The sequence below is a fragment of the Flavivirga abyssicola genome, from assembly GCF_030540775.2.
In the GTDB taxonomy this organism is placed as follows: Bacteria; Bacteroidota; Bacteroidia; order Flavobacteriales; family Flavobacteriaceae; genus Flavivirga; species Flavivirga abyssicola.
In genome coordinates, this window is record NZ_CP141266.1 from 2,319,238 (window position 1) to 2,339,627 (window position 20,390).

General features: G+C 32.0%; 18 protein-coding genes. 7 read left to right on the forward strand and 11 right to left on the reverse strand.

Features of this window, described 5'->3' with window-relative positions; all coding sequences use genetic code 11:
• The first annotated feature begins 12 nt into the window (after positions 1-12).
• The 3 genes from Q4Q34_RS09765 to tsaB all read left to right on the forward strand — a co-directional run bounded on the left by Q4Q34_RS09765 (position 13) and on the right by tsaB (position 3,356).
• Positions 13-1,137 (forward strand): efflux RND transporter periplasmic adaptor subunit, encoded by a 1,125-nt coding sequence (locus tag Q4Q34_RS09765; protein WP_303318642.1) that lies wholly within the window; start codon positions 13-15, stop codon positions 1,135-1,137.
• Positions 1,115-2,476 carry a TolC family protein gene (locus Q4Q34_RS09770; RefSeq protein WP_303318641.1) on the forward strand — a complete coding sequence of 454 codons (1,362 nt, stop codon included), beginning with the start codon at positions 1,115-1,117 and terminating at the stop codon, positions 2,474-2,476. The genes Q4Q34_RS09765 and Q4Q34_RS09770 overlap by 23 nt, the downstream gene beginning before the upstream one ends.
• Positions 2,477-2,672: 196 nt before the next feature.
• A complete protein-coding gene (gene tsaB / locus Q4Q34_RS09775; RefSeq protein ID WP_303318640.1) occupies positions 2,673-3,356 on the forward strand; it encodes a tRNA (adenosine(37)-N6)-threonylcarbamoyltransferase complex dimerization subunit type 1 TsaB in 684 nt (227 codons plus the stop codon).
• Here tsaB and Q4Q34_RS09780 read toward each other — a convergent pair.
• The 5 genes from Q4Q34_RS09780 to Q4Q34_RS09800 all read right to left on the reverse strand — a co-directional run bounded on the left by Q4Q34_RS09780 (position 3,353) and on the right by Q4Q34_RS09800 (position 7,947).
• Entirely contained in the window at positions 3,353-4,168 is an 816-nt protein-coding gene (locus tag Q4Q34_RS09780; RefSeq protein ID WP_303318639.1) for a mechanosensitive ion channel family protein, read from the reverse strand. The genes tsaB and Q4Q34_RS09780 overlap by 4 nt on opposite strands.
• Positions 4,169-4,227: 59 nt before the next feature.
• Positions 4,228-4,584 (reverse strand): DUF1304 domain-containing protein, encoded by a 357-nt coding sequence (locus Q4Q34_RS09785; protein WP_303318638.1) that lies wholly within the window; start codon positions 4,582-4,584, stop codon positions 4,228-4,230.
• Complete coding sequence (locus Q4Q34_RS09790) at positions 4,581-6,686, reverse strand: thioredoxin domain-containing protein (protein ID WP_330444606.1); 2,106 nt, start codon at positions 6,684-6,686, stop codon at positions 4,581-4,583. The genes Q4Q34_RS09785 and Q4Q34_RS09790 overlap by 4 nt, the downstream gene beginning before the upstream one ends.
• A gap of 76 nt (positions 6,687-6,762) precedes the next feature.
• Positions 6,763-6,963: a dodecin family protein gene (locus tag Q4Q34_RS09795; RefSeq protein WP_135878565.1), complete on the reverse strand. Its 201-nt coding sequence runs from the start codon at positions 6,961-6,963 to the stop codon at positions 6,763-6,765.
• Between the two features lie 81 nt (positions 6,964-7,044).
• Positions 7,045-7,947 carry a NifU family protein gene (locus Q4Q34_RS09800; RefSeq protein ID WP_303318636.1) on the reverse strand — a complete coding sequence of 301 codons (903 nt, stop codon included), beginning with the start codon at positions 7,945-7,947 and terminating at the stop codon, positions 7,045-7,047.
• A gap of 160 nt (positions 7,948-8,107) precedes the next feature.
• Here Q4Q34_RS09800 and Q4Q34_RS09805 point away from each other — a divergent pair, with 160 nt between their 5' ends.
• Positions 8,108-9,127 (forward strand): PorP/SprF family type IX secretion system membrane protein, encoded by a 1,020-nt coding sequence (locus tag Q4Q34_RS09805; RefSeq protein WP_303318763.1) that lies wholly within the window; start codon positions 8,108-8,110, stop codon positions 9,125-9,127.
• Positions 9,128-9,255: 128 nt separating this feature from the next.
• Here the strand turns inward: Q4Q34_RS09805 and Q4Q34_RS09810 are convergent, their stop codons facing one another.
• On the reverse strand, positions 9,256-10,413 hold the full coding sequence (locus tag Q4Q34_RS09810) for a vWA domain-containing protein (RefSeq protein WP_303318635.1): 1,158 nt from the start codon (positions 10,411-10,413) through the stop codon (positions 9,256-9,258).
• Between the two features lie 278 nt (positions 10,414-10,691).
• Here Q4Q34_RS09810 and Q4Q34_RS09815 point away from each other — a divergent pair, with 278 nt between their 5' ends.
• The 3 genes from Q4Q34_RS09815 to Q4Q34_RS09825 all read left to right on the forward strand — a co-directional run bounded on the left by Q4Q34_RS09815 (position 10,692) and on the right by Q4Q34_RS09825 (position 14,299).
• Complete coding sequence (locus Q4Q34_RS09815; protein ID WP_303318634.1) at positions 10,692-12,863, forward strand: histidine kinase; 2,172 nt, start codon at positions 10,692-10,694, stop codon at positions 12,861-12,863.
• Between the two features lie 70 nt (positions 12,864-12,933).
• Positions 12,934-13,668, forward strand: coding sequence for a LytR/AlgR family response regulator transcription factor (locus Q4Q34_RS09820; protein WP_303318633.1), 735 nt, complete (start codon positions 12,934-12,936; stop codon positions 13,666-13,668).
• A 118-nt stretch (positions 13,669-13,786) separates the two neighbouring features.
• Complete coding sequence (locus Q4Q34_RS09825; protein ID WP_303318632.1) at positions 13,787-14,299, forward strand: gamma carbonic anhydrase family protein; 513 nt, start codon at positions 13,787-13,789, stop codon at positions 14,297-14,299.
• A 59-nt stretch (positions 14,300-14,358) separates the two neighbouring features.
• Here Q4Q34_RS09825 and murI read toward each other — a convergent pair whose 3' ends face one another.
• The 5 genes from murI to Q4Q34_RS09850 form a co-directional block, all read right to left on the reverse strand.
• Positions 14,359-15,144, reverse strand: a complete 786-nt coding sequence (gene murI / locus Q4Q34_RS09830) for a glutamate racemase (RefSeq protein WP_303318631.1) — start codon at positions 15,142-15,144, stop codon at positions 14,359-14,361.
• A gap of 181 nt (positions 15,145-15,325) precedes the next feature.
• On the reverse strand, positions 15,326-15,826 hold the full coding sequence (locus Q4Q34_RS09835; protein WP_303318630.1) for an OmpH family outer membrane protein: 501 nt from the start codon (positions 15,824-15,826) through the stop codon (positions 15,326-15,328).
• Between the two features lie 40 nt (positions 15,827-15,866).
• Positions 15,867-16,862, reverse strand: a complete 996-nt coding sequence (locus Q4Q34_RS09840; RefSeq protein WP_303318629.1) for an OmpH family outer membrane protein — start codon at positions 16,860-16,862, stop codon at positions 15,867-15,869.
• 176 nt (positions 16,863-17,038) lie between these two features.
• Positions 17,039-19,717 carry a BamA/OMP85 family outer membrane protein gene (locus Q4Q34_RS09845; RefSeq protein ID WP_303318628.1) on the reverse strand — a complete coding sequence of 893 codons (2,679 nt, stop codon included), beginning with the start codon at positions 19,715-19,717 and terminating at the stop codon, positions 17,039-17,041.
• The gene (locus tag Q4Q34_RS09850) at positions 19,650-20,390 is read right to left on the reverse strand and encodes an isoprenyl transferase (RefSeq protein WP_303318762.1); all 741 of its coding nucleotides are present in this window, start codon (positions 20,388-20,390) and stop codon (positions 19,650-19,652) included. Before Q4Q34_RS09850 ends, Q4Q34_RS09845 begins: the two co-directional genes overlap by 68 nt.

Genomic DNA, 20,390 nt, shown 5'->3' on the forward strand with positions numbered 1-20,390 from the left:
ACAATCAAAAAAATGAACAAGACAGTAAGAATTATTTTAATAATAGTAGCTATTATACTATTAGCATGGGTATTAAAATACTTTAAAGATGCGAACTCTAAAGATGTTGTAGACTATAAAGTTGAAGAACCATTTTACATATCTATTAATACAAAGGCCGTAGCAACTGGTAAATTAAATCCTGAAGAAGAGATTGAATTAAAACCACAAATTTCTGGAATTGTAGATAAAATACTAGTTGAAGAGGGCGATGTTGTAAAAAAAGGAGATTTAATCGCTAAGATTAGAGTCGTTCCTAATGAACAAAGTTTAGCAAGTGCAAAAAGTAGAATAGCATCTGCAAGATTATCTTTTGATAATGCCAAAGTATTATACAACAGAAATAAAGCATTATTTGATAAAGGTGTTATTTCTACCCAGGATTTTGAAAACAGTGAACTGTCATACAATCAAGCAAAGGAATCGCTTGCGCAATCACAAAACGATTATCAAATTATTAAAAGAGGGTCTATTTCTGGAGGCAATTCTGCCAATACAAATATTATAGCACAAATAGCAGGAACTATTTTAGAAATTCCTGTTCGAGAAGGCGATCAGGTTATCCAGAGTAATAATTTTAATGCAGGAACAACCATTGCAACCATTGCAGATATGAGTCTTATGATTTTTGAAGGCAAAGTTGATGAAGCAGAAGTGGGTAAACTAGAAGAAGGTAAAGAAATAAAGGTGGTTCTTGGAGCCATTAACGATAAAGAATTTCCGGCAAAACTAACGTTTGTAGCACCAAAAGGACAAGAAGAAAATGGTGCCGTTCAATTTACAATTAAAGCAAATGTAACTATAGATTCAATTACAAATGTAAGGGCTGGTTATAGTGCAAATGCAGAAATAGATATTGAAAGCAAGGATAGTGTTTTAGCTATTAGAGAAGCATTACTTCAATATAACAGAATTACAGAAAAGCCTTTTGTCGAAATCTTAAACGGCGATAATAAGTTTAAAAAAGAGAATGTTAAAATAGGGCTTTCTGATGGGATTAATGTTGAAATTACCGAAGGCGTCAAAGAAGGAGACCAAGTTAAAGTATGGAACAAAGCATCAAAAGATAACGAAGATGAAGAAAAGGACAATGATTAATTTTAAACGGCATATGAAACTTTGTTTAACAGGATGCATGTTGTTTTTTGTGTTTTCATCTTTTGCACAAGATAAAAAATGGACACTTCAGGAGTGTGTAAACCATGCATTAGAACATAATATCCAAGTACAGCAAACAGAGAACTCTTTGTTGATTAATGAACAGGATATTCTTGCTGCCAAAGGTGATTTTTTACCATCGGTAAGTGGTAGTATGGGGCAGCGTATGAGTATTGGATCTGGTTTCGATCCAGTTTCTAACGAAAGGATTAATAACCAAACAACGCATTCCTTTAATTATAATTTAAGTGTGAGCCAGAATGTGTTTAATGGTTTTAGAACATTAAATCTGTACAAACAATCACGTTTAAATCAAGAAATAACTAATTTGGAATTGGCCAGAATTAAAGATGATATTTCTCTAAATGTGGTCAATGCTTATTTAAATGTTTTGTTTAACAAAGAGAATTTACAAACAGCTCAAGCGCAAAATGAATTTTCTAAAAAACAATTACAGCAAGTTAAGGAATTAGTTGATGCTGGCGTACAGCCAAGAGCTAATATATTTGATGCCGAAGCTACTTTAAGCAGGGATTCTCAGCAAGTAACAATTGCCGAAAACAATTTTAATTTATCCCTACTTACACTATCGCAGCTATTGCAAGTGCCATTCAATGGGTTCAATGTTGAAATTATAAATGTGAATACACCATCAGAAGCTTTGCTATATAATGATATCTCACCTATTTTAAACTATGCATTGGAAAACAGGAATGAAATTAAAATAGCAAAAAAGAATATTGAGAATGCCGAATTGGATACCGAGATTTCAAAATCTGGTTATTTACCATCTGTAAATTTCGGCTATGGTTTTGGTTCTGTATGGAGTGAATCTAAAAACGATTTTATCAAACAGGCATATTTTAGGGAATTAGATTTGAATAAAGGGCATAACTTTAATTTGAATATAAACATTCCTATTTTTTCCAGATTTCAAAATAAAACAGCTGTTGCCAAGGCAAAAATTAGAGAAGCAAATAATAAGCTTGGTTTAGATCAGGCAAAATTAGATTTAGAGTCTAATATACAAAGGGCCTATACAGATGCGCAAGCTGCTTTAAAAGCTTATATAGCTGCAAAAAGATCTTTAGAGTCGCAAGAATTAGCTTTTGGTAACTCTAAAGAACGTTATGATATTGGAAGTATGACCTCGTTTGATTTAGAACAGGCAAGAGTACAATTAATTAATTCTCAATCATCTTTAATAAATGCTAAGTATGATTTTGTTTTTAAGACAAAAGTTTTAGACTTTTACATGGGAAAATCTTTAACTAATTAACTTATAAAAGTAGTTGAGGCTTTCTAAGAAGTTCATTTGAATGTCATTGCGAAGGAGGAACGACTGTGGCAATCTGTTTCTTATAAATCTAAACTTAATTGAAATAAAGTACAAACAGATTCTCACGTCGCACTTTGGTGCTCCTCAGAATGACAGGAAAATCAGGCTTTTTCAGAAAGCCCAGATAAATATTAAAATGGGAACATACATTCTAAATATAGAAACGGCAACAACCAACTGTTCGGTGTCACTTTCAAAAGAAGGCAAAACAGTAGTTTTAAAAGAAGATTATGATAAAAACTATTCGCATGCCGAAAGACTTCATATTTATATTGATGAGGTGTTAAAGGAAGCCAAAGTTGTATCAGAAGATTTAGAAGCTATTGCGGTAAGCAAAGGTCCAGGGTCTTATACGGGGTTACGAATTGGAGTTTCGGCAGCAAAAGGGCTTTGTTTTGCTTTAGATAAGCCTTTAATTTCTGTTTCAACTTTAGAGGCTTTAGCACATCAGGTTAAATGCGATGATGGTGTTGTTGTTGCTATGCTAGATGCTAGAAGAATGGAAGTGTATTCTGCTGTTTTTGATGCTAATTATAATCAAATAAGAGAAACCGAAGCGCAAATTTTGGATGAAAGTTCTTTTGAAGCGTATTTAGAAGCAGGACATGTTTACTTTATTGGAAATGGTGTTGAAAAAGCAAAAACATTAATCAAGCACCCAAACGCTATTTTTATTGATGGTAAATTACCATCGGCAAATGAAATGAGTCATTTAGCTTATAATAAATACAAAATAAGCGACATAGAAGATGTCGCTTATTTTGAACCTTATTATTTAAAAGATTTTGTGGCTTTAAAGCCCAAATCTAAATCTGTTTAAGCGTTTTTATGTATTTCAACTTGATGAGGATATGGTATTTCTATACCAGCTGCATCAAGAGCTTCTTTAACTTGTTCTGTAATATCGAAATAAACATCCCAATAATACTCGGTTTTACACCAAGGTCTTACAGCAAAATTCACCGAACTATCCGCTAATTCAAGTACTGTTACAGCAGGTGCTGGATCTTTTAAGACTTTTGAATGAGCAGTCAAAACTCCCATTAAAACATCTTTGGTTTTCTTGATATCAGAATCATAACCCACACCAAAAACCAAGTCAACACGACGGGTTCCTTCAGTGGTGTAGTTTATAATATTTCCATTAGATAGGGAGCCATTAGGAATTATAATTTCTCTATTAGACAATCCCGTTAATTTAGTTGTAAAAATTTCAATTTCTTTAACGACTCCTAATTCGCCCTGAGCTTCGATTAAGTCGCCAATTTTAAAAGGTTTAAAAATCATAATTAAAACACCACCAGCAAAATTACCTAAAGAACCTTGTAGTGCCATACCTATTGCCAAACCAGCAGCAGCTAAAATAGCTGCAAACGATGTGGTTTCTACGCCAACAGTCCCGAGAACAACAATAATTAAAACGATTTTTAAAATCCAACCTAATAGATTTAATAAAAACTTTTGAAGGCTTTCATCATAATTTTGTTTTAACATGACTTTTTTAGTGCCTTTTATAAGTTTTTTGATGACCCATGAGCCAACAACCCATATAACAATAGCACCTAAAATATTAAGTCCATATTCTAAAGCCAGATCAAGCCATTTTTCTACGTCAATATTTTCTAAATTCATAATTTTTAAAAAGTTAGTCATTATTTAAAATTAAAATTATACAATTCTTTTATAAACTCCTATTGAAAAAATAAGCTTACTAAGGCAAGTAAAGCTGGAATAGCCTGAATATAAAAGAGTTTTATTTTCTTTGTTGAATAAGACCCGTAGATGCCTGCTATAGTCACACAAATAAGAAAAAAAACAGCAAGTGATACGTTTTTCTGAATGATAGAAAAAATGAGTCCCGCAGCCAAAAAACCATTATATAAACCTTGATTGGCAGCTAAGACCTTGGTTTCTTCAGCAAATTCTTTAGATTTCAAACCAAAGGTTTTTATACCTTTAGGTTTGGTCCACAAAAACATTTCTAAAACAAGAAAATAAACATGCTCAAAAGCAACTATCGCAATTAATAAGATGGTTAAAAATGTCATTCTTTTAATAGTGTTACGGCTTTATCAACTTCAGAGACAGGGAGTTTACAAGCCTTGTTTACACAAACATAAATTAAGGTATTGTCAGGGTTATATCTGTTTTCTAATAACGGTAAATTATTGTCAGAAGTGCTCCCAGCAATAAGTTTATTAGGAATGTACGTTTTGTTTAATTCAGCAATTTTCTTTTTTGCATCTTTTCCAACGATGGCAACCTCATAGTACGGATTTGTATAGTTTAACATTAAATCCAACCAGTTTGAATAACCCGATGGATATTCTTGCATTTCAGGCTTTACATTGTTTAACATACTTATAGCTGTTTTACTATAATGTGTGTTGTCAAAATAATGAGATAGCTTAAAAAGGTTTTTGGCCATAATAGAATTACTCGCAGGAATAACATTATCTCGATATTCAATGCTTCTAGAAACTAAGGATGCATCTTCATCAGACGTGAAATAAAACATTTTACTTTCATCATTAAAAAAATGATCGAAAGTATAATTAGCTAAATCTCTGGCAGTAGTAAGCCATGTTTCATTTAGTGTGTTTTCATAAAGTGCTAAAAAAGCATCAATGGTTGTGGCATAATCTTCTAAATAACCATTAATATTACTTTTTCCATTTTTATAATTATGGTCTAAGCCACCGTCTTCTCGCAATTGATTGTTAATTATAAAATCAGCGTTTTTTTCAGCGGAAGCTAAATAAGACGCTTCACCAAAAACTCTGTAAGCATCAATATAGCCTTTAAGCATCAAAGCATTCCATGAGGTGAGTGTTTTATCATCTAAACGTGGTTTAGAACGTTTATCACGAATAGCTGTTAAAGTTTGTTTCCAATGTTTTTTCTTTTCGGATAAAAGGGCTTTTGTTAAATTATGTTTTTTAATAATTTCATCATCATCATCCTTTCTAATTAAAACATAATTATCATGTTCCCAAAGGCCATAACCATTAACATTGTAATAATCAGAAAACAGCTCATAATCATTTTTTAAAATAGTTTTTAAACTGTCCTTTTGCCAAACGTAAAAAGCGCCTTCCTCTAATTCACCTTCTGGAGTATTACTATCTGCATCAAGTGATGAGTAAAATGCCCCGTTGTCGGTTGTCATCTCTTGTTTTATATATTCTAAAGTCTCTGTGACAATATCTTTATATAATTCATTTTTAGTAATAAGATATGCATCTGAATATAGACTGACTAATTGCCCATTGTCATAAAGCATTTTTTCGAAATGAGGGACATGCCATTTTGTATCTACTGAGTATCTTGAAAAACCACCACCAAGCTGATCAAAAACACCGCCATAAGCCATCTTTTTGAGTGTTAAATTAACATAGTCCTGTAGCTTTTTATCTTCAGTTTGATAAGCATATCTTAATAAAAAATGGTAGTTATTAGGCATCATGAATTTTGGAGCTCTATTCATACCACCCTGACTATTGTCAAATTGTTCGGACCATGTTTTAATAGTATTAGTTATATAATCGTTCTCAAAAACGGGTTCATCTGTATTTAAAGTGACGATATCCAAAGTTTTTAACCCCTGCTCAAGTTTATCTGCATATTCGTAAAGCTTTTCAGGTTTCTCTGCATATAATTTCGAAATTTGTTCCAAGGCACTCATCCATTGATTTTTAGGAACATAAGTTTCTCCCCAAATAGGTCTGCCATCTGGCAATGCTATAGCGTTTAAAGGCCAACCACCTCTTCCTGTCATAAGCTGAACAGCATTCATATATACTTGATCGACATCTGGGCGTTCTTCTCTATCAACTTTTACATTAATAAAGTTTTTATTCATTACCTGAGCGACTAAACTATCTTCAAAACTTTCGTGCTCCATAACATGGCACCAATGGCAAGCAGCATAACCAACACTAATTAATAATAATTTGTTTTCAGCTTTGGCCTTGGCTAGTGTATTTTCATTCCAAGCATTCCAATTTACAGGGTTGTGAGCATGTTGTAAAAGGTATGGGCTTGTTTCATGTATCAGGTCGTTGGTGTATTTGTGTTCCATGGATTTTGTGTTCTGACCTTTGCAGCTTATTATTAAAATAATGAATAAAAATGATTGTAAATGCTTCATTCATCAAAGTTAGCGAAATTTAAGCATAAAAAAAGCGTTCCAAAGGAACGCTTATATTTTTAAAAAGAGTACAAGCTTAATTTACTTCAAATGTAATTTTAAGATTTACTCTAAACTCTGTAACCTCTCCATCTTTTACACTAGCGCTTTGATCTTGAATATATACAGAACGAATATTTTTCACACTTTTAGAGGCATGTTTTACGGCTTTTTTTGTGGCATCTTCCCAGCTTTTATCTGAGTTTGATAAAACTTCAATGACTTTTAATACTGACATGTTTTAATTTTTAAGTTAAAATAACACTCTTTAAGAGCTTCTGTTCATTTTGACACATGTCAATTAAAAAAGTCACCTAATTTATCCATTTATAGCTTCTACCATTTCAATTTTACCCGGTAGCATTTCTTTTAGCATATTTTCGATTCCACTTTTTAAGGTGTATGTAGATGACGGGCAACCGCTGCAAGCACCTTGTAGCATGACGCTTACGTTTTTAGTGTTTTGATCGTAAGATATAAATTGGATATTACCACCATCACTTGCCACAGCTGGCTTTACGTACTCTTCAAGAATATTTATTATTTCTTTTGATGTATCATCTAATGTTTCAAAATGATCATCTATTTGTGTTGTCGTTTTTTTTAGGGTTTCTGCAGCATTTGGTAATACGACTTCTTTACCATTTTCTATATAATTTTTTATAAACTCGCGAACTTGTATCGTAATATCTTGCCATTCAGCAATGTCATATTTAGTAATCGACACATAATTCTCATCTATAAAGACACTTTTTACAAAAGGAAAATGAAATAACTCGGTTGCCAACGGTGATAACTTTGCTTCATCAATAGATGTGAATTCAAAAAGAGCAGTTACTATTTTTTTGTTAGTGACAAACTTCATAACGGCTGGATTTGGTGTGCTTTCGGCATACACAGTTACAGGTACTTTTTTTGTAACTGCAGAATCTTCTATAACGACACCTCCATCGTTTAAATACTCTTCAATTTGTTTGGCAACTTCATCTTGGACATCGTGCCATTCAACTATGTTATAACGTTCTACAGCAACAAAATTTCCGGAAATGTAGACCTTTTTTACAAATGGTAAATAAAATAATTGTTGAGCTAAAGGAGACGCTTTTGCTTCATCTATATTATTAAATTCAAAGCTTTGATGCTTGGTTATGAATTGATTTAATTCAAATTTAATGATGGTATTATTGGATGTTTCTTGCACAGAAACCTTGAAAGTATTCATTTTAGCTAATTTTTTACAAAAATACTAAAAGAAAACGTAGATATCTATATATTTGAGTTATGTGACTTAATAGTTTAACGTAAAAGGAGAAATTTTAACTTTAAATTTTTAAAGAATAAAAATATTAATTTAAACCAAAAACCTACTTGTGGTGAAATTTATGAAAATGAAAAATGTTTTAGCAATAGTCATAGGAGTATTTTTTACTCATATTGCGATTTCCCAAGAAGGGCTACCAATATATACCGATTACCTCACAGATAATTATTATTTGATTCATCCGTCTATGGCAGGTGTGGCTAATTGTTCTAAAATTAGACTAACAGGAAGGCAACAATGGTTTGGACAAGATGATGCACCAAGACTTTTAACTTTAAGTTTAAATGGAAGAATAGGAGACTCCCAATCTGCATTTGGTGGTATTCTCTATACTGATAAGAATGGATACCATTCTCAAACGGGTGCTTATGTGACATATGCACATCATTTAATGTTTTCTAGAAGTGAAGTTGATTTAAATATGCTTTCTTTTGGACTAAGTGCTGGGCTCATTCAATATAAATTAGATGAAACTACCTTTTTACTTGATAGTCCCATAGACGATCCTGCGATCGATGGGATTGTACAAAGTAGAGGTAATTTTAATATAGATTTCGGATTTTCTTATCATTACCTTGATTTTTATGCACATGCAACAGTTAAAAACGTATTAAAAAATAAGGGGATTAACACAGATATTGACCCTGTAAATCAAACAGATAATTTAAGGCGTTATTTATTATCTGTTGGGTATGTTTTTAATAAGTATGGAAGTGAATGGAGTTACGAACCTTCAGTGATGCTTCAATACAGAGATGCTACTGAGGAAGCTTCAATTGATGTGAATGCTAAAGTGTATAAACAAATGGATTTTGGTAAAATTTGGGGGGGCTTATCTTATAGAAATAGTTTTGATGGGGCCGAATATTTAACTACTTCAAATTCTGTTAGAAGTCAAAAACTACAACAAATCACACCCATTATTGGTGTTAATTATAACCAGTTTATGTTTGCATATAATTATACATATCAAACAAACTCATTAGTATTTACTAATGGTGGTTATCATCAGTTTACATTAGGATATAACTTTAATTGTAAACGGAAACGATATGAGTGTAATTGCCCTGCGGTTAATTAATGAAAAAAGATCTAAAAAGTGTCATTCTGAATGAAATGAAGAATTTCTTGAAATTATAATATTTTTAATTTATTAAATAAGATTCTTCGCTACGCTCTGAATGACACTTTTTAAACAGCTGCTTCTTTTTAATTCCAGCTATATTTTTTCCTTTTTGCCTGTTCTTTTATGGCTTTAGTCATGGCGTTTTCTAACCCATTATCAGTTCCTTTTTTCTGCTTCGCAATGTATGCTTTACGTTTTGCGTTAAGCTCTTGAATCTTTTTTTGAATAGCATCTCGTTCTTTGCTTTTCTCTGCGACATAAGTTTTAATTTCGTCTTTAGTTTTTCCTTTTAGTTCCTTAGGTAGAGCATCTTCTTTTAATTCTTCAACTGAGACTTCTTCTAATTCGACAGCATCAACTAAATCCCAAGTTTTGTTTTTATATAAATGAGAACTTTTACTTACGGTTCTACTTACTGCATTCGCTTTACTATAATTCCCTGCATTAGAATCTTGTTGCATTTGAATTTCCTTTTTTTGCCTTCCTCTTTGTCCATAAACCACATACGTTTTATTTAACTTCTGGTTTAATATTAAAATGGCATCATCATAAGGCGATGCAATATGTACGGTTGTTTTATTTTGGTTTATAGCCATATAATCACCGTTAGTTAATTGAGCGCCATCTTTCCAGTAAGAAGAAATACCTTGATTATAATCACCACAAAAGATTGTGTTTATGGTAATATCTTTTTCTTTAGCATTGGTCGATGCATCTTTATAATTTACTTTTCCTTGAGTAAATGGCTCATTACCAGCAATGAAAATAAGTTTTAAATCGTCTGGGTTTTTGCCCCAGCTTAATTGATTTAATGAGGTTTGTATAACTTGTCCACAATACTCTTCACCACCATTAGTGGTTAAGGAGAATAACTCTTTAGAAATTTCATCTAAATCATCACTAAAAGCTAATACTTGTCTTATATAACCTTCATTTCCATTTAATCTATCGTTACCATATTCATATAAAGCAATTTCTAAATTAGGTTTATGAATGCCACATTTAGCATAAGATAATTCGTTTACAATATCCCAAAGTTGTGCTTTAGCTTGGTCTATAAGACCATCCATACTATTGCTGGTATCTAACAAAAGAGCTACTTTAATAAACTGTTTACTAGGATCGTGGTGCACTTTTTCTGTTGAAGTATATACTAAGTCTTGTTTTTTATTGTTTGCGTTGCATGCTGTAAATCCAATTAAGGCAATACAGAACAAGAGTGTTTTAAATTGTGTTTTCATAATATTTACGTTTTTTAATTTAAGATGAATTTTACTAATACAGTTTCTGAAACTGTTATCTTTTTAAGGTTTAAAAAGTTTTATAATTAACACTGTAAATCTATGGGCATCTTATTTCTTAAAAAAAGCAGAATGAGTGAAGTGGAGGTTTGAATGCGTAAAGTGTTATTTTGAATATGTAACAACATCTTTTTTAAGGTTAAAAAATAAAGATTTGTAAAATCATCATTTTATTATACCAGGTAAAGTACGTAAGTTTATCTACTCTAAAACAGGACATGCGATTAATTATTAAATATATATGGTTTTTAGGCATTATGCTAAGTACAACATTTATGCATGCTCAAGCAAATAGTGAAGCTATAGGTCAAGAACGAAGATTTACTGTAAGAGGTTCTGTGATTGAAAGTGATACACGAGACCCTATTCCAAATGTGAATGTAGAAGTTAATGGGGGCGCTTATACGACTACCGATTATGCAGGCGATTTTAGGATTCAAGCAAAAAAAGGAGATGAGCTTATTATAAGGCATAAAGATTTTGAAACAGTCTACTATATTATTCAAAGTGATGAACGTATTACTGTTGAGGTAGAATCTAATAACGAAGAAGCTGAATATAAACAGAAGAAATTTTCGAGGTCAAATCCCAATCAGTTTAAAAATTTAATAGACTCTGCTGAAACGTATTTAAAAAAAGACGCAAAACGAAGCATTCAATTTGTTGAATTGGCTCTTGTTGAAAGTAATTCTGTAAAAGAAAATGCCGAAACTTATGAGGTTTTAGGTGATATTCATATGTTTTGGAAACAATATGATTTAGCTGTTTCTAATTATAGGGTGAGTATTCAAAACATGGAAACAAACATTGTTAAATTAAAACTTGCCGCTGCTTATAAACAAAATAATAATTATCAAGAAAGTATAGAAACATACCAAGAAATTAATACGAGGAGATTATCTAATTGGCAATTGGTTCAGTTATATGAGGGTATTGGTGATGTGTACCTTCTAACCAAAAATTATCAGCTTTCAATAGATAATTACCAAAAAGGATTAGCTGTTGCTCAACAGCATTTAATAACACCTAAAATTACAGATTTAAACTCAAAAATAGCTCAGGTTTATAACGTAAAAGGAGAATCCCAAAAGGCAGAGGGATATTTTAATACATCCATGAAACTTGCCAATAGACAAAATAAGAAAAGAGCTATTGAAGAGAAAATTAAGGTTGCTGATTTTCAAAGTGCCAATAATAATTATTCTAGTGAGATTGCATTGAGAAAAGAAGCTTTAGAAGAAATAAGCGATTTTGAGAGTGATTCTATTATAGATAACGAAAGTCCTTTAACGCCTCAAAAACAAAACTATAAAATTGGTAATGCGTTTGCCCTTCAAAAAGATTACCAGAATGCTATTCCATATCTTGAAAAAAGTATTGAAGAAGCAGATAGTAAAGAGGACCTTGTTGTACAGAAAGATGCTACCCGAAAATTATCTGAAATTTATAGAGATGCGGGTCAATTTGATAAAGCACTAATTGCATATCAAAGCTATGTTGATTTGGTAGATAAACTTTACTCTAAAAAAGAACAAGAAATATCTCAAGCAGCCAGGTTTAGTAAAGATATTGTTAGCAAACAAAATAGAATCTTAAGCTTGGAAAGTGATAGAGCATTAACAGAGAGTCAGTTTCAATTGACTGTAGAAGAAGCAAAACGTCAAAAGTTAATCATTTATTCACTTATAGGAGGCGTTTTATTGCTATTAGTCGTTGCTCTTTTAATGTTTAAATATATCAAGCAACAACGGTTAGCTAATAATTTATTAGCGCTGAAAAGTTTGCGAAGTCAAATGAATCCACATTTTATATTCAACGCATTAAATTCTGTAAATAGTTTTATTGCTTCAAATGATGAGCGTACAGCCAATAAATATCTTACCGATTTCTCCTCCTTAATGCGTGCTGTTTTAGAGAATAGTGAAGAGGATTTTATTCCACTTGAAAAGGAAATAAAGCTATTAAAATTATACACCAAATTGGAACATTTCAGATTTCAAGATAAATTTGACTATAATATCCATATTGATGAAAATATTAATGTTCAAGATTTTATAATTCCTCCCATGTTATTACAGCCCTATATTGAAAATGCTGTCTGGCATGGGCTACGTTATAAAAAATCAAAAGGATATTTAGAGATTGAAATTACTCAAACGAAATCGGATGAAATAAAAATTAGTATCACAGATGACGGTATTGGAAGACAAAAATCAAAAGCGTTAAAAACAGAGCATCAACAAAAGCAAAACTCAAAAGGGATGGGCAATATTAAAAAACGTGTTATTATTCTAAATGAGATGTATAAAGATAAAGTCGATGTATCTGTTGATGATTTTAAAGATGAAGAAGATACCGGAACTAAAGTTGTTGTAACATTAAAAAAATAAGTTAGAAGTTTGAAGCTGGAAGTACGAAGATCGCTTCCAGTTTCAAATTCCTAATTTCAAACCATATAACATGAAACTAAATTCCATCATAGTTGAAGACGAAGAAACAAGCAGGGATATTTTAAAGAATTATCTAAAAAAGTATTGCCCTAGTATATCTGTTTTGGGTGAAGCCGCTAATGTTGAAGAGGCTTTGGTTCTTATTCGTAATAACGATTTAGATTTGGTGTTTTTAGATGTAGAAATGCCTTATGGCAATGCGTTCGACCTATTAGACAAGGTTGGTGATATTAATTTCGAAACTGTTTTTGTAACTGCATATAACCACTATGCTATAGATGCTTTAAATGCGCATGCGTCTTATTACTTAATGAAACCTATTTCTATTGATGAGCTTATAAAAGCAGTTGATTATGTTACTGAAATTAAAATGAAAGAAGAAGCACTTCAAGATCAGGTGCTCATTCCTAAAACAAATGGAGTAGATGGGAAAATTACCATTCCGCAATTAGATGGTTTTGAGGTTATAAATATGTCTGATATTTTGTACTGTAAAGCAGATGATAATTATACCGAAATTTATCTCAATACAAACAAAAAAAAATTGGTAAGTAAAACCCTTAAATATTTTGAAGAAGCACTTAGCAGTGCTAGTTTTGCTCGGATACATAAATCGTATTTGGTCAATGTAAATGAAGTCGTTAAATATGTAAAAGGAAAAGGAGGAAGTGTGATACTTAGTAATGGAAAAGAAGTTATGGTATCGGCCTCAAAAAAATCAAATCTGTTATCGTATTTCAAATGATCATTATTCATTCCTGCGAAGGCAGGAATCCACAAAATAATAGTTAAAGAATCAAAAGATTGCCACATCACGCTTTGGGCGTGATTCGCAATGACAAACAAATAAAAACAATGTATTCATGCCAGTTATCAAATCAGTAAAAGGAAAATCGCCAAAAATCCCAAATGATTGTTTTATTGCAGAAAATGCAACCATAGTTGGAGAAGTCATTATGGGTAACCAATGTAGTGTTTGGTTTAGTGCCGTTGTTAGGGGAGATGTTAACTATATTGAAATGGGCAATAAAGTAAATGTACAAGACGGAGCTGTAATACACGGTACTTATAAAACTGCTGCAACTACTATAGGGAATAATGTCTCTATTGGTCATAATGCACTAGTACATGGCTGCACAATTCAGGATAACGTTTTGGTTGGTATGGGAGCCATTATTATGGATGGTTGTGTCGTAGAAAGTAATAGTATTATTGCAGCTGGAGCCGTGGTTACAAAAAACACTCGAGTTGAAACTGGTAGTATTTATGCTGGTGTTCCTGCAAAAAAAGTAAAAGATATTAGCGAGGAACTTATTTCTGGTGAAATAGATAGAATTGCTAATAACTATATTGAATATTCAAGCTGGTTTAAATAGCCATGTTAAGGGTATTTGCCATTCCTGCCTTAGTAGGATAGGATATATACTTTTATGGACTAAAAATCTAAGTATTCTGCAGTAAAATGAGAACCTAAAAGTGATTGCATGGTACTAGGGTTTGCATTTGTGTAAAAACAGTTTTTGCTATCTGTAGTCTCTACTTCTATATGTAATAAATTATTTTTCTTTAGGATAGCTTTAGTTTGTCTTGCAACGGCCTCTCCAGAATCTATAATTTTAACATGATCTGGTAGTAGGTCAACTAATAAAGGGATTAAATAGGGGTAGTGTGTGCAACCCAAAACCAGATGATCTATATTGGCATCGATCATAGGTTTGAGATAAGTCTTTAAAAGCGTTTTCATTTCATTAGAGAGTAACTTACCATTTTCTATAAGCTCTACAATGCCTTCACCAACTTGCTCAATAACATTTATATTACTGGCAAACATATCAGACGTTTTAGAAAATAATGCGCTGCTTAGGGTTCCTTTTGTTGCCAAAATACCAATAGCATTGTTTTTAGTTTGCAATGCAGCAGGTTTTATAGCGGGTTCTATGCCAATAAATGGAATGTTATAAGTATTTCTAAGGAGATCTATAGCATTAGTGGTTGCTGTATTACAGGCTACAACAATTAGCTTACAACCTTTGTTAATTAAGTATTCAGTGTTTTTAATACTTAAATCAATAATAGTTTCCTTTCCTTTCTGCCCGTAAGGGGCATTAAGACTATCTGCTAAATAGATGGTGTTTTCGTTGGGTAAAAGTGTGTGAATCTCCTTCCATATAGAGGTGCCACCAACACCCGAATCAAAAATACCAATAGGTTGTTTGCTCATATAATTATAATTGTCATAAAAGTAAATAATTCAATTGAAATAATTTATCAGATCCCTTTTTTTAGCGAGGTTAACTCCAAATAGTATGCAAAATGTTTTAGTGAATTTTAATGTAAGTTCTGCTAATAAAAAAAGCTGCCTTATGGAGGGCAGCTTTAATAAATTTTGTTAGAGTATATTTTTATATACCCAATTCTTTTTTAACATCATTTAAAATGTCCTTTCCTTCGGCTACAATTAACGTTGTTCTTTCTAAAACATACTCATATCCTTGAGCTTTAGAAACTTTGTTTATTGCTGCAAATGCTTTTTCTTGAATAGGCTTAAATAACTCAGCTTCTTTTTTAGCTATATCTTGCTGTGCATCAGCTCTAAATTGTTGAATACGTTGTTGTTTTTCTTGTAATTCTAAGCCTCTCTTTTGATTTTCTTCATCAGTTTTTGTACTAGCTTCTGCTTCGTATTGCTTAACTGTATTTTGGTACTCAGTAGCCATAGCCTGCATATCTGTTTGATATGTTTTGCCTAAAGTTTCAAGCTCAGTTTGAGCTGCTTTAGCTTCGGGCATTGCTGCTATTAATTCTTGAGTATTTATATGGGCAACTTTGCTTTGGGCCTGTGTGAAACTTATAGTTCCAATGCATAATGCAGTTGCTAATAAAAGAGTTTTTAATTGTTTCATTTGTAAATAGTATTATGTGTTATAGATTATTAATTATTGTTTATATACTGTCTTTTGCTTTTTGACGATCTTCTAATATTTTTTTCTTTCTTTCTTCTAAGGCTTTTTTTCTATCGGCTCTTTCCTTTAATTTTTTTTGTCTATTTTCTTCAATAAGCTGTGCTTTAGTTTTTGTTTCTCCTTCAACTACTTTAGAAGTAGTCTCAGGTTTCGATGCTTCATCTTCTGTGGTATCTTTTCCTTCAGTTATTTTTTTTCTAGCATCTAACTTTGCTTGTTTTGCTTTTTCACGATCTTCTAATATTTTTTGACGTCTAGCTTCTGCTTCTTTTTTCTTTGCTTCTCGAGCGGCCAAAATTTCTTGTCTTCTTTTTTCAACAGCACTTTCTCGTTGTGCTTTTTTCTCTTCTAATGCTTTTTGACGTTCTTCTAATTCGTAATTAATCTCCGGGACTAATTCCTCTTCTTTAGCAGCTCTACGTTCTGCTTTAGATTTTGCTTGTTTACGTTTTGATGTTCTAGTGATACTTCTTAATATTTGATCACTTAAATCGAATCGGTTTGCAGAGAATAACATAACAGCATCAGATGATTTGTCAAAAATAAAATCATATTTTCTGCTTTGAGCCATATCTTGAACTGCTGCAAAAATTTGATCCTGAATAGGCTGCATCAATTGCTTTTTTTGAATGAACAAATCACCATTGGGACCAAAACGCTTTTGTTGGTAATCAAGGATCTCTTTCTCTTCAAAAGCAATATCTTCTTCTCTCTCGTCAATAAGTTCTTTTGTTAGAAGCGCTTTTTCGTTACTTAAGTTTTTTCGCTTTTGTTCAATAGCTCCTAATTTAGCACCAATTTCGTTTTTCCATTTGTCTGCTTTTTGATTTAATTGAGCAGTAGCTTCTTGGTATTCCGGAACATTCTCTAAAATATATTCAGTATCTATATAAGCAATCCTTACACCACGTTGCGCGTGTATTGATATGCTTATCATAAAAACTAATGTCAGTAAAAAAAGAACTTTATTTTTCATCTGTATATATTTTAATTTATTGTCTTATAAATTCTAAAAACGACAAATGAATTTTTGTTTCTGCCCTTTTCGAATCGTATCTTCAAAATTAACGAATTTTAATCTTAAAAATTTTAATTCTCATGCAAATCATTATAGTGTTATTAGAAAATATCGTGCCAAAATAAATTTTATACTTAAAATTGCTGTCCAATTATGAAGTGAGTTTCCCATCCATGTTTAGTAGTTTGTCCTGGAAGAGCGTCAAATCCATGTCCAAAATCAATTCCTAATAATCCAAACGCAGGCATGAAAATACGAACCCCTACACCCGCAGATCTATTAATGTTAAAAGGGTTAAAATCTCTAAAACTATTATGAGACGCCCCGCCTTCTAAAAAACCTAAAGCATAGATTTTTGCAGAAGCTTTTAATGTTACAGGATAACGAAGCTCTAAAGAAAATTTATTGTAGATAGTTGCTCCATCATTTGAAGTTCTTCCAGTATCTGGGTCTAAAGGAGCCAATGATTGATCTGGATAACCACGTAGTTGTATAGTTTCTCTACCATCTAAACTGTAGTTTCCTAATCCGTTACCTCCAAGAAAGAAACGCTCAAAAGGAATAACACCTCTAGCGTTATTGTAAGCGCCTAGAAAGCCAAATTCAACGCTTGGTTTTAATACTAAATTTTTTACGATTTGAGTATACCAATCGCCTTTAAAGCTTACTTTATAAAATTCTAACCATTTATAACGTTCTTGATCAATTTCCGCAATTCTATTTTGGGCATTCGTTATATCTATTGTGCTACTATTTATGTCTCTTCTTATTGCATCATTAGTTTCACGTTCTTGCTCAAGAGCTTCATAATCGACCCCGTTAAATAAAGAGTAAGGTATTGAGAATTTAGCGGTAGCACTAAATTTTGAACCCGCCGTTGGGAATATAGGGTCTACACTAGTATTATTTCTACTTATGCCAATAGTGTATGATAAATTGTTTGAATAACCATCTCCAAAAGTAAATAAACCAGTGTTATAATTATTTAAATCGTAACGTTGATAACTAATAGCTTGGGATAAGGTGAAATAATCATCTGGAACAGATAAACGTTTCGCTAAACCAAACGTAATTCCTGTAATATTAAAACTTCTACTTTTATCTGCGTTTCTAGTTTGCGGATTAAATAAAAACTGCTTAGTATGCGATAACGATGCTGAAAATTGAACAGGCCTTTTACCTCCTAACCATGGCTCGGAAAACGAAAAACTATAGGTTTGATAAAAACGACTCGCTTGTAAACGTAATGCTAATTTTTGGCCATCACCCATAGGGATTGGTTTGTAGGCATCTTTTTTAAAGAGATCTTTTATTGAAAAGTTATTAAAAGATAATCCAAGTGTTCCTATAAAGCCACCGCCTCCATAACCACCTTGTAATTCGATTTGACTGGAACCGGTTTCTTTAACAGAATATTCCATGTCTATAGTTCCTTCGTTTGGGTTGGGATTATTAAAGTTAGGTGTGATTTCCTGAGCATCAAAAAAGCCTAGTTGACCAAGTTCTCTAACCGTACGAACAACATTGGCTTTACTATATAATTGTCCTGGACGAGTTCGAATTTCTCGATAAATAACATGGTCATTTGTTTTATCATTACCTACAACAGAGACACTATTGAAATAAGCTGGTTTCCCTTCGACTATTCTTATTTCCATGTCAATAACATTATTATCAGCACTTACCTCAACAGGATTAATAGTAGAAAATAAATAACCATGGTTTTGATATTCATTGGTTATATCGCGAGCATCTGGACTGGAGTTATCAGCAATTCGCTCTTGTAATAAAACACCATTATATGTGTCTCCTTTCTTTATACGGAGTAGTCTAGATAAATATTCATTACTGTATACTGTGTTACCAATAAAGGTGATGTCTCCAAAAGTGTATAATTCCCCTTCGTTGATATCTATTTTAAGCGAAATGGTTTTATCGTTATTAATTATTAAACTATCAGATAGGATTCGAGCATCTCTATAACCATTTTCCTTGTACTTTTCTATAACACTTGATAAATCTGCTTGATATGCAGAATCGATAAATTTAGAACGTTTAAAAATTCTTAAACGATTTATTTTTTTAGTGCTTTTCATGCTTTTTCTAAGCTTTTTATCGCTTAAAACTTCATTGCCATTAAAGACGATGTCTTTTATTTTAACTTTCTCGCCTTTATCAATATTAAGCACCATATTAACACGAGCTACTTTAATAGAGTCTTTTACATCTATAGTGTTAATATGTATTTTAGAGTTTAAATAACCTTCTTTTTTGTACTTGGTAGCTAAAAAGTTTTTAGTAGTAGTTATTAAGTTTTCAGTTACTTTAGTACCTTTTCTTAATTTATTTTCTTCAATTATTTTTTCTTTTTTAGATCTTTTTACACCATTTATTTTTATCTCATTAAGTTGAGGTAAATCAGATAGTCTTATCTCTAAAAAAGCGGCGTTCCCTTCTATTTTGGTAACATAAACTTCAATATCACTGAATAATTTTGAGTTCCAAAGTTTTTTGATAGCGGTACTAATGTCTTGACCAGGAATTGTTATTTCTTTTCCTTTCCTTAAACCGGAATAAGTAACTATGGTTTGTTCGCTAAACGAACTGTTTCCAGAAACAGTAATGCCTCCTAAAGTATATTTGTTGCCGTCGCTATATGTTACTTCTTGCCCTTGAATATTAAAGCTACTTGTAAAAAATAGTATGGCTATAACGTGCTTTATATGTGCTTCTAAAAATGAAATGTTAGCTAAGCTGTTCACTTGTTTTCCCAAATCTTCGTTCTCTTTTTTGATATTCAATAATAGCTTCATACAAATGCTGCTTTGTGAAATCTGGCCACAGTACATTTGTAAAATATAACTCTGCATATGCTATTTGCCAAAGTAAAAAGTTACTTATACGTTGCTCCCCACTTGTCCTAATTAGTAAATCTACATCTGGCAAATCATGCGTGTAAAGATGCTCATTTATAATTGATTCATCTATATTTTCGGGCGAAATTATATTATTTTTAACTTTAATACTAATTTCTTTAACAGTGTTTTGTATTTCTTCCCTAGAACCATAGCTTAATGCCAGGGTTAAAGTCATTCTTTCGTTTTGTTTTGTGCTGTCAATTACATCATGAAGTTCTTTATGAACTTTTTTAGGAAGTGTGTTTAAATTTCCTACAGCAGAAAGTCTAATATTATTATCTTGAAGTGTTGTTATTTCTTTTTTTAAAGAAGACACCAAAAGCTTCATTAATGTTTGTACTTCTAATTTTGGTCTGTTCCAGTTTTCAGTAGAAAAAGCATAAAGCGTCAGGTTTTTTACGCCAAGTTCTGCACAAGCTTCAACAGTGCGTCGTACAGATTTTGTGCCATTTTCATGACCAAAAGCACGTATCATTCCTTTTTGTTTTGCCCAACGACCATTACCATCCATGATAATGGCAATGTGTTTTGGTAGTTTGTTGTTTTGTATGCTTTCTTTTAAATTCAT

Bases quoted from the DNA above. Each gene is read 5' to 3' on its own strand.
- Q4Q34_RS09785 (WP_303318638.1), bottom strand. From the start codon at position 4,584: ATGACATTTTTAACCATCTTATTAATTGCGATAGTTGCTTTTGAGCAT.
- murI (WP_303318631.1), bottom strand. From the start codon at position 15,144: ATGAGCAAACAACCTATTGGTATTTTTGATTCGGGTGTTGGTGGCACC.
- Q4Q34_RS09790 (WP_330444606.1), bottom strand. From the start codon at position 6,686: ATGAAGCATTTACAATCATTTTTATTCATTATTTTAATAATAAGCTGC.
- Q4Q34_RS09820 (WP_303318633.1), top strand. From the start codon at position 12,934: ATGAAACTAAATTCCATCATAGTTGAAGACGAAGAAACAAGCAGGGAT.
- Q4Q34_RS09825 (WP_303318632.1), top strand. From the start codon at position 13,787: ATGCCAGTTATCAAATCAGTAAAAGGAAAATCGCCAAAAATCCCAAAT.
- Q4Q34_RS09840 (WP_303318629.1), bottom strand. From the start codon at position 16,862: ATGAAAAATAAAGTTCTTTTTTTACTGACATTAGTTTTTATGATAAGC.
- Q4Q34_RS09780 (WP_303318639.1), bottom strand. From the start codon at position 4,168: ATGAATTTAGAAAATATTGACGTAGAAAAATGGCTTGATCTGGCTTTA.
- tsaB (WP_303318640.1), top strand. From the start codon at position 2,673: ATGGGAACATACATTCTAAATATAGAAACGGCAACAACCAACTGTTCG.
- Q4Q34_RS09850 (WP_303318762.1), bottom strand. From the start codon at position 20,390: ATGAATTTAAAAGAAAGCATACAAAACAACAAACTACCAAAACACATT.
- Q4Q34_RS09835 (WP_303318630.1), bottom strand. From the start codon at position 15,826: ATGAAACAATTAAAAACTCTTTTATTAGCAACTGCATTATGCATTGGA.
- Q4Q34_RS09845 (WP_303318628.1), bottom strand. From the start codon at position 19,717: ATGAAGCTATTATTGAATATCAAAAAAGAGAACGAAGATTTGGGAAAA.
- Q4Q34_RS09805 (WP_303318763.1), top strand. From the start codon at position 8,108: ATGAAAATGAAAAATGTTTTAGCAATAGTCATAGGAGTATTTTTTACT.
- Q4Q34_RS09795 (WP_135878565.1), bottom strand. From the start codon at position 6,963: ATGTCAGTATTAAAAGTCATTGAAGTTTTATCAAACTCAGATAAAAGC.
- Q4Q34_RS09815 (WP_303318634.1), top strand. From the start codon at position 10,692: ATGCGATTAATTATTAAATATATATGGTTTTTAGGCATTATGCTAAGT.
- Q4Q34_RS09800 (WP_303318636.1), bottom strand. From the start codon at position 7,947: ATGAATACTTTCAAGGTTTCTGTGCAAGAAACATCCAATAATACCATC.
- Q4Q34_RS09770 (WP_303318641.1), top strand. From the start codon at position 1,115: ATGAAGAAAAGGACAATGATTAATTTTAAACGGCATATGAAACTTTGT.
- Q4Q34_RS09810 (WP_303318635.1), bottom strand. From the start codon at position 10,413: ATGAAAACACAATTTAAAACACTCTTGTTCTGTATTGCCTTAATTGGA.
- Q4Q34_RS09765 (WP_303318642.1), top strand. From the start codon at position 13: ATGAACAAGACAGTAAGAATTATTTTAATAATAGTAGCTATTATACTA.